12 protein-coding genes are annotated in these 15,844 nt (G+C 46.2%); 6 read left to right on the plus strand and 6 right to left on the minus strand.

All coding sequences use genetic code 11. The features are described from left to right. Positions 1–140 precede the first annotated feature (140 nt). The 3 genes from FBF61_RS19420 to FBF61_RS19430 all read left to right on the plus strand — a co-directional run bounded on the left by FBF61_RS19420 (position 141) and on the right by FBF61_RS19430 (position 4,472). A complete protein-coding gene (locus tag FBF61_RS19420; protein ID WP_138480317.1) occupies positions 141–2,603 on the plus strand; it encodes a ligase-associated DNA damage response DEXH box helicase in 2,463 nt (820 codons plus the stop codon). Then, complete coding sequence (gene pdeM, locus FBF61_RS19425) at positions 2,593–3,234, plus strand: ligase-associated DNA damage response endonuclease PdeM (RefSeq protein WP_138480319.1); 642 nt, start codon at positions 2,593–2,595, stop codon at positions 3,232–3,234. Before FBF61_RS19420 ends, pdeM begins: the two co-directional genes overlap by 11 nt. Before the next feature lie 77 nt (positions 3,235–3,311). Next, positions 3,312–4,472, plus strand: a complete 1,161-nt coding sequence (locus FBF61_RS19430) for an ATP-binding protein (RefSeq protein WP_138480321.1) — start codon at positions 3,312–3,314, stop codon at positions 4,470–4,472. Here FBF61_RS19430 and FBF61_RS19435 read toward each other — a convergent pair. Continuing rightward, complete coding sequence (locus tag FBF61_RS19435; RefSeq protein WP_229215131.1) at positions 4,456–5,325, minus strand: alpha/beta hydrolase; 870 nt, start codon at positions 5,323–5,325, stop codon at positions 4,456–4,458. The genes FBF61_RS19430 and FBF61_RS19435 overlap by 17 nt on opposite strands. A gap of 134 nt (positions 5,326–5,459) precedes the next feature. Here FBF61_RS19435 and FBF61_RS19440 point away from each other — a divergent pair, with 134 nt between their 5' ends. Then, positions 5,460–5,930 (plus strand): (2Fe-2S)-binding protein, encoded by a 471-nt coding sequence (locus FBF61_RS19440; RefSeq protein ID WP_138480323.1) that lies wholly within the window; start codon positions 5,460–5,462, stop codon positions 5,928–5,930. Beyond that, positions 5,927–8,158 (plus strand): xanthine dehydrogenase family protein molybdopterin-binding subunit, encoded by a 2,232-nt coding sequence (locus tag FBF61_RS19445; protein ID WP_229215132.1) that lies wholly within the window; start codon positions 5,927–5,929, stop codon positions 8,156–8,158. The genes FBF61_RS19440 and FBF61_RS19445 overlap by 4 nt, the downstream gene beginning before the upstream one ends. An 11-nt stretch (positions 8,159–8,169) precedes the next feature. On the opposite strand, the gene FBF61_RS19450 is transcribed toward FBF61_RS19445, so the two are convergent. The 5 genes from FBF61_RS19450 to FBF61_RS19470 all read right to left on the minus strand — a co-directional run bounded on the left by FBF61_RS19450 (position 8,170) and on the right by FBF61_RS19470 (position 14,594). Next, complete coding sequence (locus FBF61_RS19450) at positions 8,170–10,146, minus strand: response regulator (RefSeq protein WP_138480325.1); 1,977 nt, start codon at positions 10,144–10,146, stop codon at positions 8,170–8,172. A 31-nt stretch (positions 10,147–10,177) separates the two neighbouring features. Next, positions 10,178–10,609: a response regulator gene (locus tag FBF61_RS19455; RefSeq protein ID WP_138480327.1), complete on the minus strand. Its 432-nt coding sequence runs from the start codon at positions 10,607–10,609 to the stop codon at positions 10,178–10,180. A 41-nt stretch (positions 10,610–10,650) separates the two neighbouring features. Further along, positions 10,651–11,997 carry a sensor histidine kinase gene (locus FBF61_RS19460; protein WP_138480329.1) on the minus strand — a complete coding sequence of 449 codons (1,347 nt, stop codon included), beginning with the start codon at positions 11,995–11,997 and terminating at the stop codon, positions 10,651–10,653. 2 nt (positions 11,998–11,999) lie between these two features. Then, positions 12,000–13,124: an FIST signal transduction protein gene (locus FBF61_RS19465; RefSeq protein ID WP_138480331.1), complete on the minus strand. Its 1,125-nt coding sequence runs from the start codon at positions 13,122–13,124 to the stop codon at positions 12,000–12,002. A gap of 102 nt (positions 13,125–13,226) precedes the next feature. Further along, on the minus strand, positions 13,227–14,594 hold the full coding sequence (locus FBF61_RS19470) for a deoxyguanosinetriphosphate triphosphohydrolase (RefSeq protein ID WP_229215133.1): 1,368 nt from the start codon (positions 14,592–14,594) through the stop codon (positions 13,227–13,229). Between the two features lie 152 nt (positions 14,595–14,746). Here FBF61_RS19470 and FBF61_RS19475 point away from each other — a divergent pair, with 152 nt between their 5' ends. Next, positions 14,747–15,817, plus strand: coding sequence for a DUF3500 domain-containing protein (locus FBF61_RS19475; protein WP_229215134.1), 1,071 nt, complete (start codon positions 14,747–14,749; stop codon positions 15,815–15,817). Positions 15,818–15,844 lie beyond the last annotated feature (27 nt).

The raw sequence follows: 15,844 nt of genomic DNA on the forward strand, positions 1-15,844 counted from the left end.
TTAACAAATATACCAAGTTTCAGAGATTAGTGTAGGGGATATTTGATTAACCATTTGATAAGATGGAACAGAATTTATGTATTAATCTTTATTATTAAGAATTAAAGCAGACAGTCAATCATTCATCCCCAAATAACCCTTTGACAAAATCCCGCGGACATATCGTTGCTGAGCAATGGTTTAAAGATAAAAACTGGAAATGGGCGGCTTTTCAAAAAGAGGCTGCTGCTGCTTATCTGGCAGGGAAGAGCGGGCTGGTGAATGCGCCGACAGGCAGCGGGAAAACGTATTCTCTGTGGGTGCCGATCCTGATCAGGCATATTAATTCAAAACCTAAAAAGCCGCTCAAAACTTCCAAGGGATTGCAGGTGCTCTGGATCACGCCGTTGCGGGCACTATCCAAAGACCTTTTCAGAAATATGGAAATGGCTGCGCTGGAAATGAACCTGACGTGGCGGGTGGGAATCCGGACCGGGGATACCGGCACAAAAGAACGTACCACCCAAAAAAAGCAAATGCCCGATGCACTCATCATCACACCGGAAAGCCTGCACATTCTTTTTGCCCAAAAAAACAGTTCTGAAATTTTTAAAAACCTCCATACCGTTGTCATCGACGAGTGGCATGAGCTGATGGGCAGCAAACGGGGAACGCAAACGGAACTGGCACTGGCCAGGCTGCGAAGCATTAATCCCGGACTTCAGACATGGGGTATATCCGCAACGATCGGAAATCTGGATGAGGCTCGGAAGGTGCTGCTGGGTATGAAGGCTGATGTGGCGGATTCCGTGGTGGTGAAGGCTAAAAACAATAAGAAAATCATCGTCGAAAGCATTATTCCGGAAAAGGTGGAGACGCTTCCGTGGTCGGGGTATATGGGCACGCGGCTGGTCGATAATGTGGTTAAAATTGTCAAGGAAGGCAAAACTACTTTGCTTTTTACCAATACCCGGTCGCAAACGGAGATCTGGTACCGGACGATCATCGACAGGTATCCGGAGTTCGCCGGGATTATGGCGCTGCACCATGCGTCGCTGGACCGGGAGTTAAGAGATTGGGTGGAAGAATCGCTGCATAATGAGAAATTGAAACTGGTGATTTGTACTGCCAGTCTGGATTTGGGCGTGGATTTCCGGCCGGTGGAGACCGTTATCCAGGTTGGAAGCCCTAAGAGTATCTCACGTTTTGTACAGCGTGCGGGCAGGAGCGGGCACCAACCGGGAGCTGCGAGTAAAATATATTTTTGCCCAACCAATTCACTGGAACTGATCGAGGCAGTTTCGCTGCGTGAAGGTGTTGAAAAGAATATCCTGGAAGACCGTCCGCCGGTTATTCAGGCATTTGATGTGCTGGCACAATGGATGATTACGCTGGCGGTAGGAGAGGGTTTTGGCGAGGCACAACTGTTTGAAGAAGTGCGGGATGCATACGGTTATCAGTTTATCAATCGGGAAGAGTGGGAGTGGCTTTTGGGCTACATCACGACCGGGAGTTCGTCGCTCACGGTTTATGATGAATATAAAAAAGTGGAAAGGATCGATGGCCGTTACAAAGTAACCAGCCGAAGAATCGCCCACAGGCACATGCTGAGTATGGGTACCATCGTTTCCGAGACTTCGCTTACCGTGAAATTACAGAATGGAAGATATCTGGGATCGGTGGAAGAATCATTTGCTACACGCATGAAAGAAGGCGACGTTTTTGTATTCGCGGGTATGACCGTGGAATTTATAAGGATCCACGAAATGACAGTGACGGTTAAAAAAGCCGAGGGGAAAAGAGGTTTTCTGGTTCGCTGGGCGGGCGGGCGAATGCCGCTTTCTTCGCAGCTTTCGGCATTTATCCGCGAGCGGCTTTCAGATGCACTCGAAAATCCGTTAAAAGAAAAGGAACTGGCCAAATTGCAGCCGCTGTTATCGTTGCAACAGGAACGCTCCATTATTCCACGTCAGAACGAATTGCTGATCGAACAGTGCGAAACGCGGGAGGGGCACCATATCTTTATTTTTCCGTTTGAGGGGCGTTTGGTGCATGAAGGAATGTCCATTATCCTGGCTTACCGGATCAGTAAGCTCCAGCCGATCACTTTTTCAGTGGCGATGAACGATTATGGTTTTGAATTGCTGAGCGACCAATATGTGGACTTGGAATCGGTTTTAAAAGAAACCGACTTATTTTCGATTAAACATCTCGTGGATGACATTTACCAGAGCGTGAATGCCACTGAAATGGCGAAACGGAAATTCAGGGAAATTTCAGCGATTGCCGGACTGATGTTTCAGGGGTATCCAGGTAAATACATGAAAACGAGACAGTTGCAAGCATCTAGCTCGCTTTTGTTTACTGTGATGAGCAAATATGAGGATAATAATTTGCTGGTAAAGCAGGCTTACCAGGAAGTGTTGACTTACCAATTGGAGGAAGTAAGGATGCGTATGGCGCTGGACCGGATCGCGACTCAAAAAATAATCATCAAAAAAACGAAAAAACCAACCCCGCTTTCGTTTCCGATTATGGTAGACAGGCTGAGGGAACAATTAACCTCCGAAAAGCTGGACGACAGGATCCAGAAAATGATCAAACAGTATAGTGATGCAGATTGAAATCAGGGGAAACCATTTTTTACTATTAACACAAAGGGCCATTTTCTGGCAGGAAACACAGACTTTACTCATCGGCGATCTGCACCTTGGCAAAATAACCCATTTCAGGAAGGAAGGCATTGCAATACCGAACAATGCAGCCGGAAACAATTTTGAAAGACTTGACGAAATTGTAAAAAATACCGGAGCTACGCGGATCATTTTTCTGGGGGATCTTTTCCATAACAAATACAATTCAGAGTGGGAAACTTTCCGGGAGTGGCGCGCGCAACATCATTATATCGAAATGATTATCGTAATTGGCAACCATGATATTTTGCCAGTCAGCTTGTTTCTGGAAAGTGATATGCAGGTATATCAGACCGATTACGAGGAGGGGGATTTTATTTTCACCCACCACCCGAAAGTGGAGCTGGACGGCAGTAAATTCGTTTTTGCAGGCCATGTGCACCCGGTTTTTACTACTTATGGAAGAGGGCGGCAAAGCCTGCGGCTCCCTTGTTTTGTAGTAGACAACCACCAGGCCATATTACCCAGTTTTGGCGTTTTTACAGGTGGTTTTCAAATGGATCTGGCAGAGGAGCGGAAGATTTATATCACTACGGAAACGAAGGTATTTTCGGTTTGCTAGCTTAAAGTTGCTCGGAAAAACCGGAAAAATATGGAATCTGATTCCATATTTTTCCGGTTTTTGATGTATGTTTGACTATGATCAAAAGAATAGCAGCAAACAAAATATCTCAACTGGCGTCCGTTTTCAAATCAGTTGCGGTAACGGGTCCTAGGCAATCTGGGAAAACTACGTTAGTCAAAATGCTTTTTCCGGATAAAACCTATTTGTCGCTGGAAAATCCTGATATCAGACGATTTGCAATCGAAGATCCAAGGGGTTTTTTGAAAAGATATGAAACCGGAGCCATTCTGGATGAAGTGCAGAGAACGCCGGAATTGTTCTCCTATCTTCAGGAAGTGCTGGATACTTCGTCTGAGCCGGGTCGGTTTATCATGACGGGCTCCAATAATTTTCTATTACAACAAAATATATCGCAAACTTTGGCTGGTCGGGTGGCGATTTTAAATCTGCTGCCTTTTAGTACAACAGAACTGTTTTCGGATTCACAAACTGCGCCTGATGAAAATGAGCTGATCGTCAAAGGACTCTATCCGCCTGTTTACGATATGAATATTCCAGCGGAAGACTGGTTTCCCAACTATCTCCGCACATATATAGACAGGGATGTACGCCAGATCAAAAATATTACAGATCTTATTGTCTTTGAACGTTTTATTCGGTTGCTGGCAGGCAGAACTGGCCAGGAACTGAACCTTACTTCGCTAGCGGTTGAAACGGGCGTAGATACAAAAACGGTACAGTCCTGGATCGGGATCCTGGAAAGCAGTTTTATCATTTACCTGCTCCGGCCGCATGATCGGAATTTTAATAAAACATTGGTAAAACGACCCAAAATCTATTTTTACGACACTGGTCTGGTATGCTCTCTGCTGGGGATACTGAGTGCGGATCAATTACAGCAGCATCCGTTAAGAGGGGGTTTATTCGAAAGCCTGGTGGTTACAGAATTACTGAAAAATCGCACCAACGTGGGTAAGCAGGTCAATTTATATTACTGGCGCGATAAAACCGGGCATGAAGTCGACGTGATTATTGATAATGGAACGTCGCTTTTGCCCGTGGAGATCAAAGCGGGAAAAACTATTAACACCGAATTTTTTAAAAGCCTGATTTATTGGAATAAACTTAGTGAATCGGAGAAAGGAATAATTGCTTATGCCGGAAGTCAGGAAGAAGACCGCTCGAATGGCATCAGCGTCCAAAACTGGTTCAAGATGATCAAATCGGAGATTTGATAAATTCAATAATCTCTCCATACCTCCTGTTCCAGGGATTGAAAAACTGGGTGATCATCGGAACGTGCTTTTTGTTTTTCTGAACTCGATACGTAGTTTCAGGAGCAAATTCTTTCAATGAGGCAATGAACTTTTCGTTGCTTTTCGAAATAGAAGGATACGTCTTGCCGCCCCGGTAAATCAGCATCGGAGGCATGGATTTGTGCAGATGATAAAGCGGGGTCGCCTTTTTCCAGATAGCAGGGTCGGATGTGAAAGTGTTCATGTAAGTGTGACCTTTTTCAAATTTTTCTTCTTGCAAATAACCATCCATATCCAGACCTGCGGCGTCAATCAGGATGGTTCCGGCTATCGGGTTTTCTATTCCAAGATTTTTGAAATACTGATCATCAGTGGAAATCAGAGCGGCCAAGTGCCCGCCAGCTGAATGTCCCGAAACAAATATCCGCTCCGGATTTCCGCCGTATTTGCTTATATTTTCTTTTACCCACTTCACGGCCTGTGCAGAGGCTTCGGCCATTGTTTCGTAATTGGCGGCAGGGCTCAGCGGATAATCGATGATGACAGTCACGATGTCTTTCTTCGCCCAATGTCTTCCGATCAGATTGTATTGCGATTTCCGGCCTGAGTTCCAGTTGCCGCCGTGAATGAAAATGAGTACGTTTTTATCCTGAGCATGTTTCTTCGGCGCGAAGATATTCAGCTTCTGTTCGGGGATTTTCTGGTCTGCAAGCTGATAAACAATGTCTTTCGATCTGGAAATCCGTTTGAAGGAACAACCTGAAAGTGTGAGCAAAAACGCGCAAAGCATGACTAGCAAAATGATAATTGTGATTCTTGCTTCTGATTTCATTACGAATATTTTGGTGTACCGGGTTTACCAAAAAACATACGTTTGAGGCCTGATGAAAGATTAAAAAGCAAGTAGTTATATATTCCGGCTGGCTTAATTTTAATGTCTTGAAAGTTGAAACAAACTGCGATGATATGGCCGAGCTAATTGATATTAAGGTAAATGGCAAAACCCTCCGCGTGGAAGCAGATTCTGATATGCCGCTGCTTTACCTGCTACGTAATAATCTGGGATTGAATGGGCCCAAATATGGTTGCGGTATCGAGCGTTGCGGGAGTTGTATGGTTCTGCTCAATGGGAAAGCGCAGCCTTCGTGCGTTATTCCGGGCTCCGCCGCGGCTGCTTACGAAGTGACGACGCTGGAAGGATTGATACAAAACGATTCGCTTGACCCGATACAGAATGCCTTTATTGAAGAACAGGCTGCCCAGTGTGGCTATTGTATGAACGGCATGATCATGTCTGCGAAATCATTACTGGAAGAGAACATCAACCCGACCAACCAGGAGATCAGGCAGGCATTGCAACGTGTTTTGTGCCGGTGCGGAACGCATACCCGTATTATTGCCGCCGTAAAAAAGGCTGCTGCTAAAATGAAAAAATGATGGAAAAACGCACGCAATTCAATTTGGACAGAAGAGATTTTCTACGCAGCTCCGGACATCTGATTGTTGGGTTTACGCTCCTGCCGGCACTCGCTTTCGGGGGAAGTGACGATTGTGCAGATGAATATAAAGTCAGTGCTGTCGGCGACCGCCGTGACGTGGATTCCTGGATACGGCTGGATTCAGACGGAAAGCTCACGGTATTGACAGGAAAAATGGAACTCGGGCAGGGTATCAAGACGGCATTGATGCAAATGGCCGCGGAGGAGCTGGATATGGATATGGAAAATATCCGGATCATTGTCGCCGATACCGGCCAGACGCAGGACGAACGCTACACAGCCGGTAGCGGATCGATTGAAGGAAGCGGGGCGGCGATCAGAAATGCAGCCGCAGAAGCCAGGAGGTATTTGCTGAAACTGGCTTCGGAAAAGCTAGGGGCACCCGTAGAAAGTCTTTCGGTTGCAAGCGGAATTGTGAAATCATCCGGCACTGGCAAAACAATCGCTTATAAGGAACTGATTCATGGAAAACGTTTTCAGGTACAGGTGTCAGGCTCGGCGCCTTTAAAAGATCCTTCAAAATACAGACTCATCGGAAAGCCGCAACCCCGGGACGATATTGCGATGATGGCTGCTGCCAGCACCTTTTATATTCAGGACTTGAAACTCCCGGATATGGTACATGCCAGGATTTTAAGGCCTCCGGTTTATAAAGCCAAACTACAATCACTTCCTGAACAGGAGATCAGCTCGCTCCCGGGTGTTTTGAAAGTCGTTACCAACGGAAGTTTTGTAGCCGTCATCGCTTCTCAGGAATTTGATAGTATCAAAGCGGTGAGGGAAATGAAGGGAAAAGCAAAGTGGCAGACGATACCGGTAGCTCCTCTGCAAAAGGATTTGTATATAGATATGATGAAAAACGCGTCTTCCGGAGAAATCGTAGAAGATAGTGCGGCACTTGAAAAAAAACTATCGGAGGCGTCGTTGACGCACGAAGCAGTGTACCAAAAACCATATCAGATGCATGGGTCGATCGGTCCGTCTTGTGCCATTGCGCTCTGGAAAGACAGTTTTCTTACGGTATGGACGCACAGCCAGGGGGTATATCCTTTGAGAAAAACAATTTCTGATTTGCTGCGGATTCCCGAAGATAAGATCAGGGCCATAGGTGTGCCGGGAGCGGGCTGCTACGGACATAACGGAGCGGACGACGTAGCTGCGGATGCGGCTCTGCTGGCTTTGGAAATGCCCGGGAAAACGGTTCGGGTACAATGGATGCGGGAAGATGAGCATAAATGGGAACCGTTCGGTTCTGCTATGGTTTTGCGGATTAAGGGAGGGATGGACACAGAAGGTGCCGTAACAGCCTGGAATACAGAAATATGGTCGGATACACACAGTACGAGGCCAGGAGGAAAAGCAGGGCATTTGATTGCAGGCCGGGATGTTGCCAAGCCGTTCCCATTTGAAACCGGCGGATTTTCGGGCGGGAGCTACCGCAATTCTGTGCCGCTATATGCTATCGACGCCAAAAAAGTAACCTTGTATAATTACAAAGGGCCGCTGAGAACTTCCGCGCTGAGGAGCCTGGGAGCTTATGCCAACATTTTCGCACTGGAATCCTTTATGGATGAATTGGCGGTAAAGGCGAAGAAAGACCCTGTTGAATTTCGGCTCGCGCATTTGAAAGATGATCGTGCAAAGGCTGTTATCAATATGCTCGTAGAGAAGGCTGGTTGGCGAAAAGGTGTAATGAAAGATACCGGGGAAGGTTTTGCTTTTGCCCAATACAAAAACTCGGCCGCCTATTTTGCTGTAAAAGCGGAAGTGAAAATAGACCCTGTTTCCAAAACTTACCGCCTCGTAAAACTGACCGGTGTGATCGATACAGGCCAGACCATTAATAGTGACGGCGTGAAAAACCAGACTTCCGGCGGTATGATCCAGTCGGCCAGCTGGACAATGCTGGAACAGGTGTCGTATGATCCGGACGGAGTAACCAGCGAATCTTGGGAAAATTATCCCATATTAAGATTTGAAGATGTGCCCGACACAGAGGTATTTGTGATAGACCGCCCGGAAGAGAAACCACTTGGAGCCGGAGAGGCGGCGCAGGGGCCTACGTCGGCGGCGATCGCAAATGCTATTTTTCATGCCACAGGAAGCCGTTTGAGGCAGATACCGCTTACCGCGGACAAAATTAACTGGGATAAAATAAAAAGTTAGCCAACTACCGGCTAATTCGTGACCGGGAGGTGCAGGCTTATTACGTTCATGAGCTCCTCCGCCTTGAATGGTTTGGTGACGAAACCGCTGAACCCGCATTCCATAATTTCCGGTGTTTTTTCCGCAAATGTATCTGCCGTAAATGCGATCACCGGTATGTGTGCATGCCTTGGAAAAGAACTCCGGATCTTTTTGGTTGCAGTGATCCCGTCCATCACCGGCATTTGAATATCCATCAGAATGAGGTCAAAATCACCTTTTTCCAATGAAAGCAGTACTTCTTTTCCATTGCTGCAGATCACGAAATCCGCTTCCCACTTGTTCAAGAGATGCTTCAACAATACCTGATTTGCGAGTATATCCTCCGCTGCAAGTATCCGGTAACCTTTTAATGATATAGTTTGCATTTTGTCATTTTTTTCTTCTTTGTAAGAAGTGTCACCTTTCCGAAAATTTAAAATTACGGTGAAAGTGGTCCCTACGCCCAGCCGGCTTTCGGCCGTGATCGAACCTTTCATGAGTTCGGTTATTTTCCGGGTAATGGTAAGCCCGAGGCCAGTGCCGCCGAAATATCTGGTTGCATTGTTTTTATGCGCCTGAGAGAAGCTATCAAAAATGATGCTAAGCTTATCTTCTGAAATGCCTATTCCGGAATCTGATACCTCAATTTTCAGGTCGATACTATCATAATATTCCTCGTGAAGGCTCACGGAAAGCTTTATGAAGCCGCGATCTGTAAATTTCAGCGCATTCCCGATCAGGTTAATGAGGATCTGGTTGAGGCGGTAAGCATCGCCCATCAGGATCTGCGGCACATTCCTGTCAAACTGAAAGATCAGTTCAATAGATTTATCCCTCGCCGTAACTTCAAAAGTCTTTAAAAGATAACCCAGCTTCTCCCGGAGGTCAAATTCGAAATTTTCAAGTTCAAATTTGCCTGCTTCTATCTTAGAGAAATCAAGGATGTCGTTCAGGATCACCATCAGGTTATCAGCAGAATATTTGATGGTATTCAGGTATTCCAGGTCGCGGCCCAAAAAATCGCTCGAAAGCAGCAAATCCGTAAATCCGATGATCGCGTTCATCGGCGTCCGGATCTCGTGGCTCATTGTAGAAAGGAAGTCCGATTTAATCCGGGTTGCTTCCTCTGCGCCTTTTTTTGCTTTAATGAGCTCTTTTTCAGCTAGTTTTCGACTGGTAATATCTATGGCAGTACCCAATACTTCCATTACCATACCTTCTTCATCACGCTTAAAAGGGACCTCGCGCGTGATGATCCATACCTCCGAGCCATTTTTGTGTTTCAGCCGGAATTCCTTTTCCACCACCTCCGCACCTCTGACCATGTGCCGCATGTAGTGGTAATGCTTGCGGAATGTAAGCTTATCCTGGTCATTGATAATTTTCGAAAAACTATTATTACCGTCCACGATCAGGTCATCTTCCGAATACCCCAGTATTTTCCAGATCTGTTTGTTATGAAAAATATTAGTCCATTTTTCAATGTCGATCACATAAATGATATTGGGAGATAAAAGGGCTATTTTATTAATAAATTCCTCTTTTTCAGCTAACTCCCTTCGCGCTTCTTCCCTTCCCTTTTCAGCCTGGAGCATCTGGCTCATAGTATGGAAAGTTTTGGTCAGTTTTTCGGTGTTAATTTCCGATTTGGGGAAATAATCCATCGCGCCGGCTTTCATCATTTCCACCGCAATGCGCTCATCCCCCTGGGCGGTCAGGACGATCACCGGTATATTCGGGCTGATTCTCTTGATTCTTTTAAGCAATTCCAGCCCGTTGGTTTTGGGAAGCTGGTAGTCCAGAAAAATGCAGCTGGGCGTCCAGGTCTCAAGGGCAATTAACGCATCTTCCGCATACTTACAGATCCTGATATCCTCAATTTCGACGAGTGATTTCTTAATAACACGCCTGAATTCCATTGCATCAATGTAATCATCTTCAACAAGCAGAATGGTTAACGGTATCATAGAAAAAGATTGATAATAAGCAGGAGGAGTGTTATTCGGGATATTCGCATAAGGTCCAGAAACTGTTCAGTGTGGAAACGGCCGCTATGAACCTGTCCATCGATAGCGGCTTCAGTATGTAGCCGGCTACGTTCAGGTTAAAAGCATCGATCTTGTCACCGTCTTCATTTGAAGTGGTCATCACAAACACGAATAATGAGCTGAGTTCCGGATCTTGCCGGATTTCTTTCAAAAACTCTATGCCACCCATCCTGGGCATATTCAGGTCAAGCAAAATAATTTTCGGATTTGGTTTGTCCGGCACATCCGAGCGTAAAATCTCCAGGGCTTCGATTCCATTGTGGGCTACAACGAGCTGATTGGAAATGTTATTTTTTTTGAATGCGCGTTTAACGTTCATGATATCTACCTCATCGTCTTCTACGAGAAGGATCGTGAGCGGCACCGGATTGGGATTGGACATTTTTGTAATTTATTTTTTTAAATGGAGTAACGAGAAATTTTTCAAAGGGTACTTCTGCGGGCTTTCGCATTTTCATTTTTTGGCCAGGAGAAAAAGAAGGTGGTACCTTCGGTCATTTTGGATTCGATCCTGATGATGCTGCCTTTTTCATCCATGATTTTCTTCACGATGGCCAGACCAACCCCTGTGCTTTCGAATTCATCCCGGGATTGTAACGTCTGGAAAATGACGAATATCTTTTCATGAAATTCGGGGCTGATGCCCGGGCCGTTGTCGCGTACAAAAAAGTCAATTTGTGAATCACTTTCCTGCCATCCCACAGTTATTTCGATCTCCGGTTTGTCATTGTATTTGATCCCGTTTGAAATCAGGTTCTGGAGGATCTGGCTGAGCGTAATTTTCTCGGCATACATTTCCAGTTCTGTATTTCCTTCGATAACAAATCGGACAGCCTGCGTGGAGCTGAACGTAAGACAAATATCGTCGACCAGTGTTTTGATCGTAAACCGCTCCTTCACAGTTTTTATTCTGCCTGCACGGGAATAGGACAAAATCCCGTTGATCAGGCTTTCCATTCGCCGTACCCTTCCGCGAAGCAGGGTAAACTGTTCCTGGTTTTCAGGTGCAAGCAGGTGGCTGATGTCCTCCTCGATCCATTCCGACAAATTATTGATTGCCCGGAGAGGTGCTTTCAGATCGTGACTCACTACGTATGCAAACTGGTCGAGCTCTGCATTGATCCTTTCCAGGTCTCGCATGTAAGATTTCAGCTTTTTCTCTGCATTGACCCTCTCGGTAATATCCGAGAAAGTGCCACTGTAACCGATATGCCGGCTATCCTCTGAAATATTCTGGCTCAGAGAAATCCCAAGCCATTTTTCGCTTCCGTCGACTGTGATGACCCTGATCGTATCATTGACCGTTTCCGGCGCGGACCTTACTATTTCAGTAATTATCTGCCTGGAATCCGCGGGCAGCGGGAAATCCATCCAGTTCCGCTGCAGGCTTTCAGAAACCTTATAACCGGTAATGATCTCCCACGCATTATTGAGATAAATGATCCTCCCCTCATTGTCAATGCCTACGAGCACATCCGAAATCCTGTCGACAACTTCCTGCAGTCTTTTGCTGGTCAACGCTGCTTCTTCGGTTTTTTCTTTGGCAATGCGGCTGAGCTCGCGGTTGGCCTTGAAGAGTTCCCCCGAGCTTTGTTCAAGGATCAGCTCAACTCTGCTGAGATCGTCCTGAAACTCTGAGTAAGCCTGATGTACAGATAAGAGGAATTCCTGCATATCGGGATGCGCGGCCAGTTCAGCGGGAAGCGATTTTCGGATCTGACGTTTTAGAAGGCGGTGATAATTGGTATCTGTTATTTCTGGCAGTGTCATTTTTATGATTCCCTGAAAGTAGTGATAGTCATGGTTTGGTTGTGAAGCTCGCACATCGCGTTGCGATTGAAAGGCGCCAGTTCGCCATAGGAATAAAAACCGGTAATCATCGGTCCGCCTAATACTTCAGAAACACATTCTACTTCCTCTTCGACCATTTGTTTCAATACCAGCTTTCTTCCCACGCAACTCACCAGGAGCGCAAATTCCGGAACATTTTCAAGATCCTTGTAGGCAGCGTGGGCTGCTTCCTCCGCTCCGGTTATCAGTCTGTCATTATTGGCTTTCATCAGTCTTACAAAAGAACCCTGAGGGATATCCCCGGCAAAAGTCAGACTTTTGTCTTCTTCGTTGATCCCCAGAATAGTTCTTACTACGGGTGCTCGTTCCTCGCTGTCGCGCATACTGAGCGGAAAAAGCAGCCCTGATGCCGGAAGGTCTTTGGCTTTGTCACCCAAAAACGATTTATAAAGATCCAGTGCAGGCTGGCCGTCAATTTCAAAAAGGATATTGTCAGTAGACTTTGTTACCAGCCGGTCGAGTCCGAAACTATCCCAGCCTGCCCGGGAGCCAAATCCGATGGATAAAGATTCTCCATAAAAGCCGATAGCTGCCACGCTTTCAGTGGCAATGGTCCCGTCAGGTTCGACAATCACGGTTCTGGAAAAATGCGATCCGTCACCGGCCAGTCCACCCGTCACCGTCACATCTGCATCCAGGCCGGCGATCATGCCTTTGACAAGGTCGGTGCCGTTTACGCGCAGACCGTCGGAAACAACAAATACATGCTTGAGGCCCGCTGCGGGAAACTGAGAAACCAGCCGCTTTCCTGCTTCGATACTGTCAAAGCCGATGTCGTCCAGAGTGACCCTTGAGCTTTCCAGGGTCGTTTTTTCAAAAAGTACTGCGGTAACAATGATGGTGTTGTCCTTCACCGATTCATTTACGATTTCCCCGGCCGTCGAGCAGCCTATAAAAACTGCATGCGGGTATTTCTGCGCCAGATCACTCGTGATACCGCTTTTTTCAAGAAGTTCTCTGTTACCGAAGACAAACAGGAGTTGGGGAGTAAAGGAAAATTGGCAGGCCGATTTGCTGTCGGAATAAACAAACTGCTCAATATGCATCTTATTAGTGTTAGTTTAGGTCTTACTAATTCGATGTACAATTTACATAAAAGTTTTCCCATCACGGAATTAATTTTACAGCGAGCTTCGCATACCGTTTTTTCAGGCAATGGAGGGGAAAGAAATCCCTTTTATTTTGCGGAAAAGCTCCACTGCATACAGGTCGGTCATGCCGGAAACAAAGTCCAGCACCGTCTGGATTTTCGAGTATTCATCGGTTTTTGATGTGATGAATTGTTTGGGAATCAGCTCTACCAGTTTTTTTGAATAATGTGATTGATTGTTCAGATAGGCGGGAATAAACTCTTCCAGAAGCCCGCCCATTACTTTGTATCCCGCCACTTCAATTTGTACTACCGACGAATAATTGTAAATTTTTTTGATGGATATCTGTTCAATTTCTTTCATAACCGACCGGTACGGTTCTTCGATCCTGTCGATCAAACTGTGATTGAACTCTCCGCTAAGTATCGCTTCCTGTTCATTGTAGAATAATTCCGAACATTGGCTGATCAATATACTGATCGACTTTGCACGCAAAAGGCTGATCTTGGCATCATCGTCCTCGATTTCTTCCAGCCGTCCGGGCATTTTCGGATCGTTGCATAATTTAAGTAAAAGGCGCTCTACCTCATGATAGGAGAGGATTTTCAGCCGGTGCGCATCTTCCAGGTCGATGATATTGTAACAAATATCGTCCGCAGCCTCCACCAGGTATACCAACGGATGCCTTTTATAGATCAGGGGAGAATCGCCGGCTTTGTTCATACCAAGGTCTTCAGCGATTTTTTGAAAACCCGATTGCTCGGACTGGAAGAAGCCGTATTTTTTGGTATAAATTTTTGATTTGTTATGCCCTGCGAGCGATTCACAGGGATATTTCGCAATAGCCGCGAGCGTAGAGTAGGTCAGCGCGAAACTGCCGTATCCTTTGCCTGCATAAGGATGCGTGAGAATACGGAATGCATTGGCGTTTCCCTCAAAATGTGTGAGATCCGCCCATTGTGCTTCGGTTACTTTGTCTTTAAAGTCCCGACCCGCATCATCTGTGAAGTAATGGGAAATCGCCGCTTCACCAGAATGACCGAAAGCCGGATTTCCCAGATCATGGGCGAGGCAGGCAGCTGCTACGATATTCCCTATTTCACTGATCAGGGGCAGACGGTCGTCAACACCGGGTTCATTGCTTTTCAGTTTGTTATAGAAAATTCTCCCAAGCGACCTTCCGACACTTGCTACTTCCAGGCTGTGCGTGAGCCTGTTATGAACAAAAACACTTCCGGGAAGAGGGAAAACCTGTGTTTTGTTTTGTAACCTGCGAAAAGGCGACGAAAAGATCAGCCTGTCATAGTCCCTTTGAAATTCAGAACGCGCTTCGGCGGGATCCGAGTTGTATTTTTCTTCGCTTCCCCACCGCTTTGCCGAAAGTAATTTTTCCCAAACCATCATATCATATTTTGCTGTGGGCAAAACTAATTGCTTTTGACGATAATTCCGGTCAGTAGCTTTGGACGGAATATTTTTCGATGCAAAAAGTGCCGGGCCTGCGAATGGTAGTTTGCAGTACAGCAGTTCTTTTCATTTTTACCAGATTTAATTTTATTATTTCAAACCACCTGAATATGAAAAGGGTACTATATATGTCCGGTATTTGGATGCTGATGTCTCTGCATTGTGCATTTGCAAAAGGATTCGAAGGTAAGCCGCTGCCGCGAAAAGATGAGAAACTGGTGAAGCAAATGACCGGCGCGGTGGAATCATTTCTCAAAACACTTAGCCCGGAACAAAAAAATGAGGCAGTAGTGCCTTACTCGGACCCAAGCCGGTTTGACTGGAACTTTACGCCGAGGGCAAGAAAGGGCCTGCCATTGAAAAACATGGACGCGGCCCAGCGCAAGGCGGCCATGGAGATTGTACGCGTGGTTTTGAGTCAGGAAGGATATAGCAAAACCGAGCAGATCATCGATCTGGAGAATGTACTCCGGGTAGTGGAGACCCGCCCTGCAAATGATACCTACCGGGACCCGGAGAATTATGCTTTTCAGGTTTTTGGAAATCCGGGTGCCGATCCCTGGGGATGGCGGGTGGAGGGGCACCATCTGTCGCTCCATTTTTCGTCTATCAAAGGAAATATCACTTTTACACCGAGTTTTTTTGGCAGTAATCCCGGGAAAGTGCTTGCAGAAGTGCCCCAGAAAGGGAAGAGAATCCTGAAAGAGGAGCAGGATACTGCTTTCGAATTACTTCAGTCGATGAGCAAAACGCAGCTGGAAAAAGTATGGCTGGCAGAAAAGGCGCCGAACGAGATTTTTACTTCCAATAGCCGGAAAGCTTCTCTGGACAAAATGGAGGGACTTGCCTTTGGCCACATGAATGTGGAACAAAAAGCGATATTCAAAAGACTGATCATGGCTTACCTGCAACGTTACCACGTTACATTAAAAAACCAGCAGTGGGCTGAGCTTGAAAAAAGCGGCCTAGATAAAATCCATTTCGCCTGGATGGGAGACCAGACTCCGGTGATCGGCCCAGGGCATGGACATTATTACCGTATCCATGGCCCTGCTTTTCTCATTGAATTTGACAATACTCAAAACGGAGGCAACCACATCCATTCCGTAGTACGAGACCTTACCAACGATTTCGGTGAGGATCTTTTGAAATTGCATTACGAGAAAGGGCACGGGAAATGAGAATTGCGTATTTTTGAGTAAATAAAA

Origin of the sequence: Dyadobacter bucti, from assembly GCF_005869225.1 — a bacterium.
GTDB classification, from domain to species: domain Bacteria; phylum Bacteroidota; class Bacteroidia; order Cytophagales; family Spirosomataceae; genus Dyadobacter; species Dyadobacter bucti.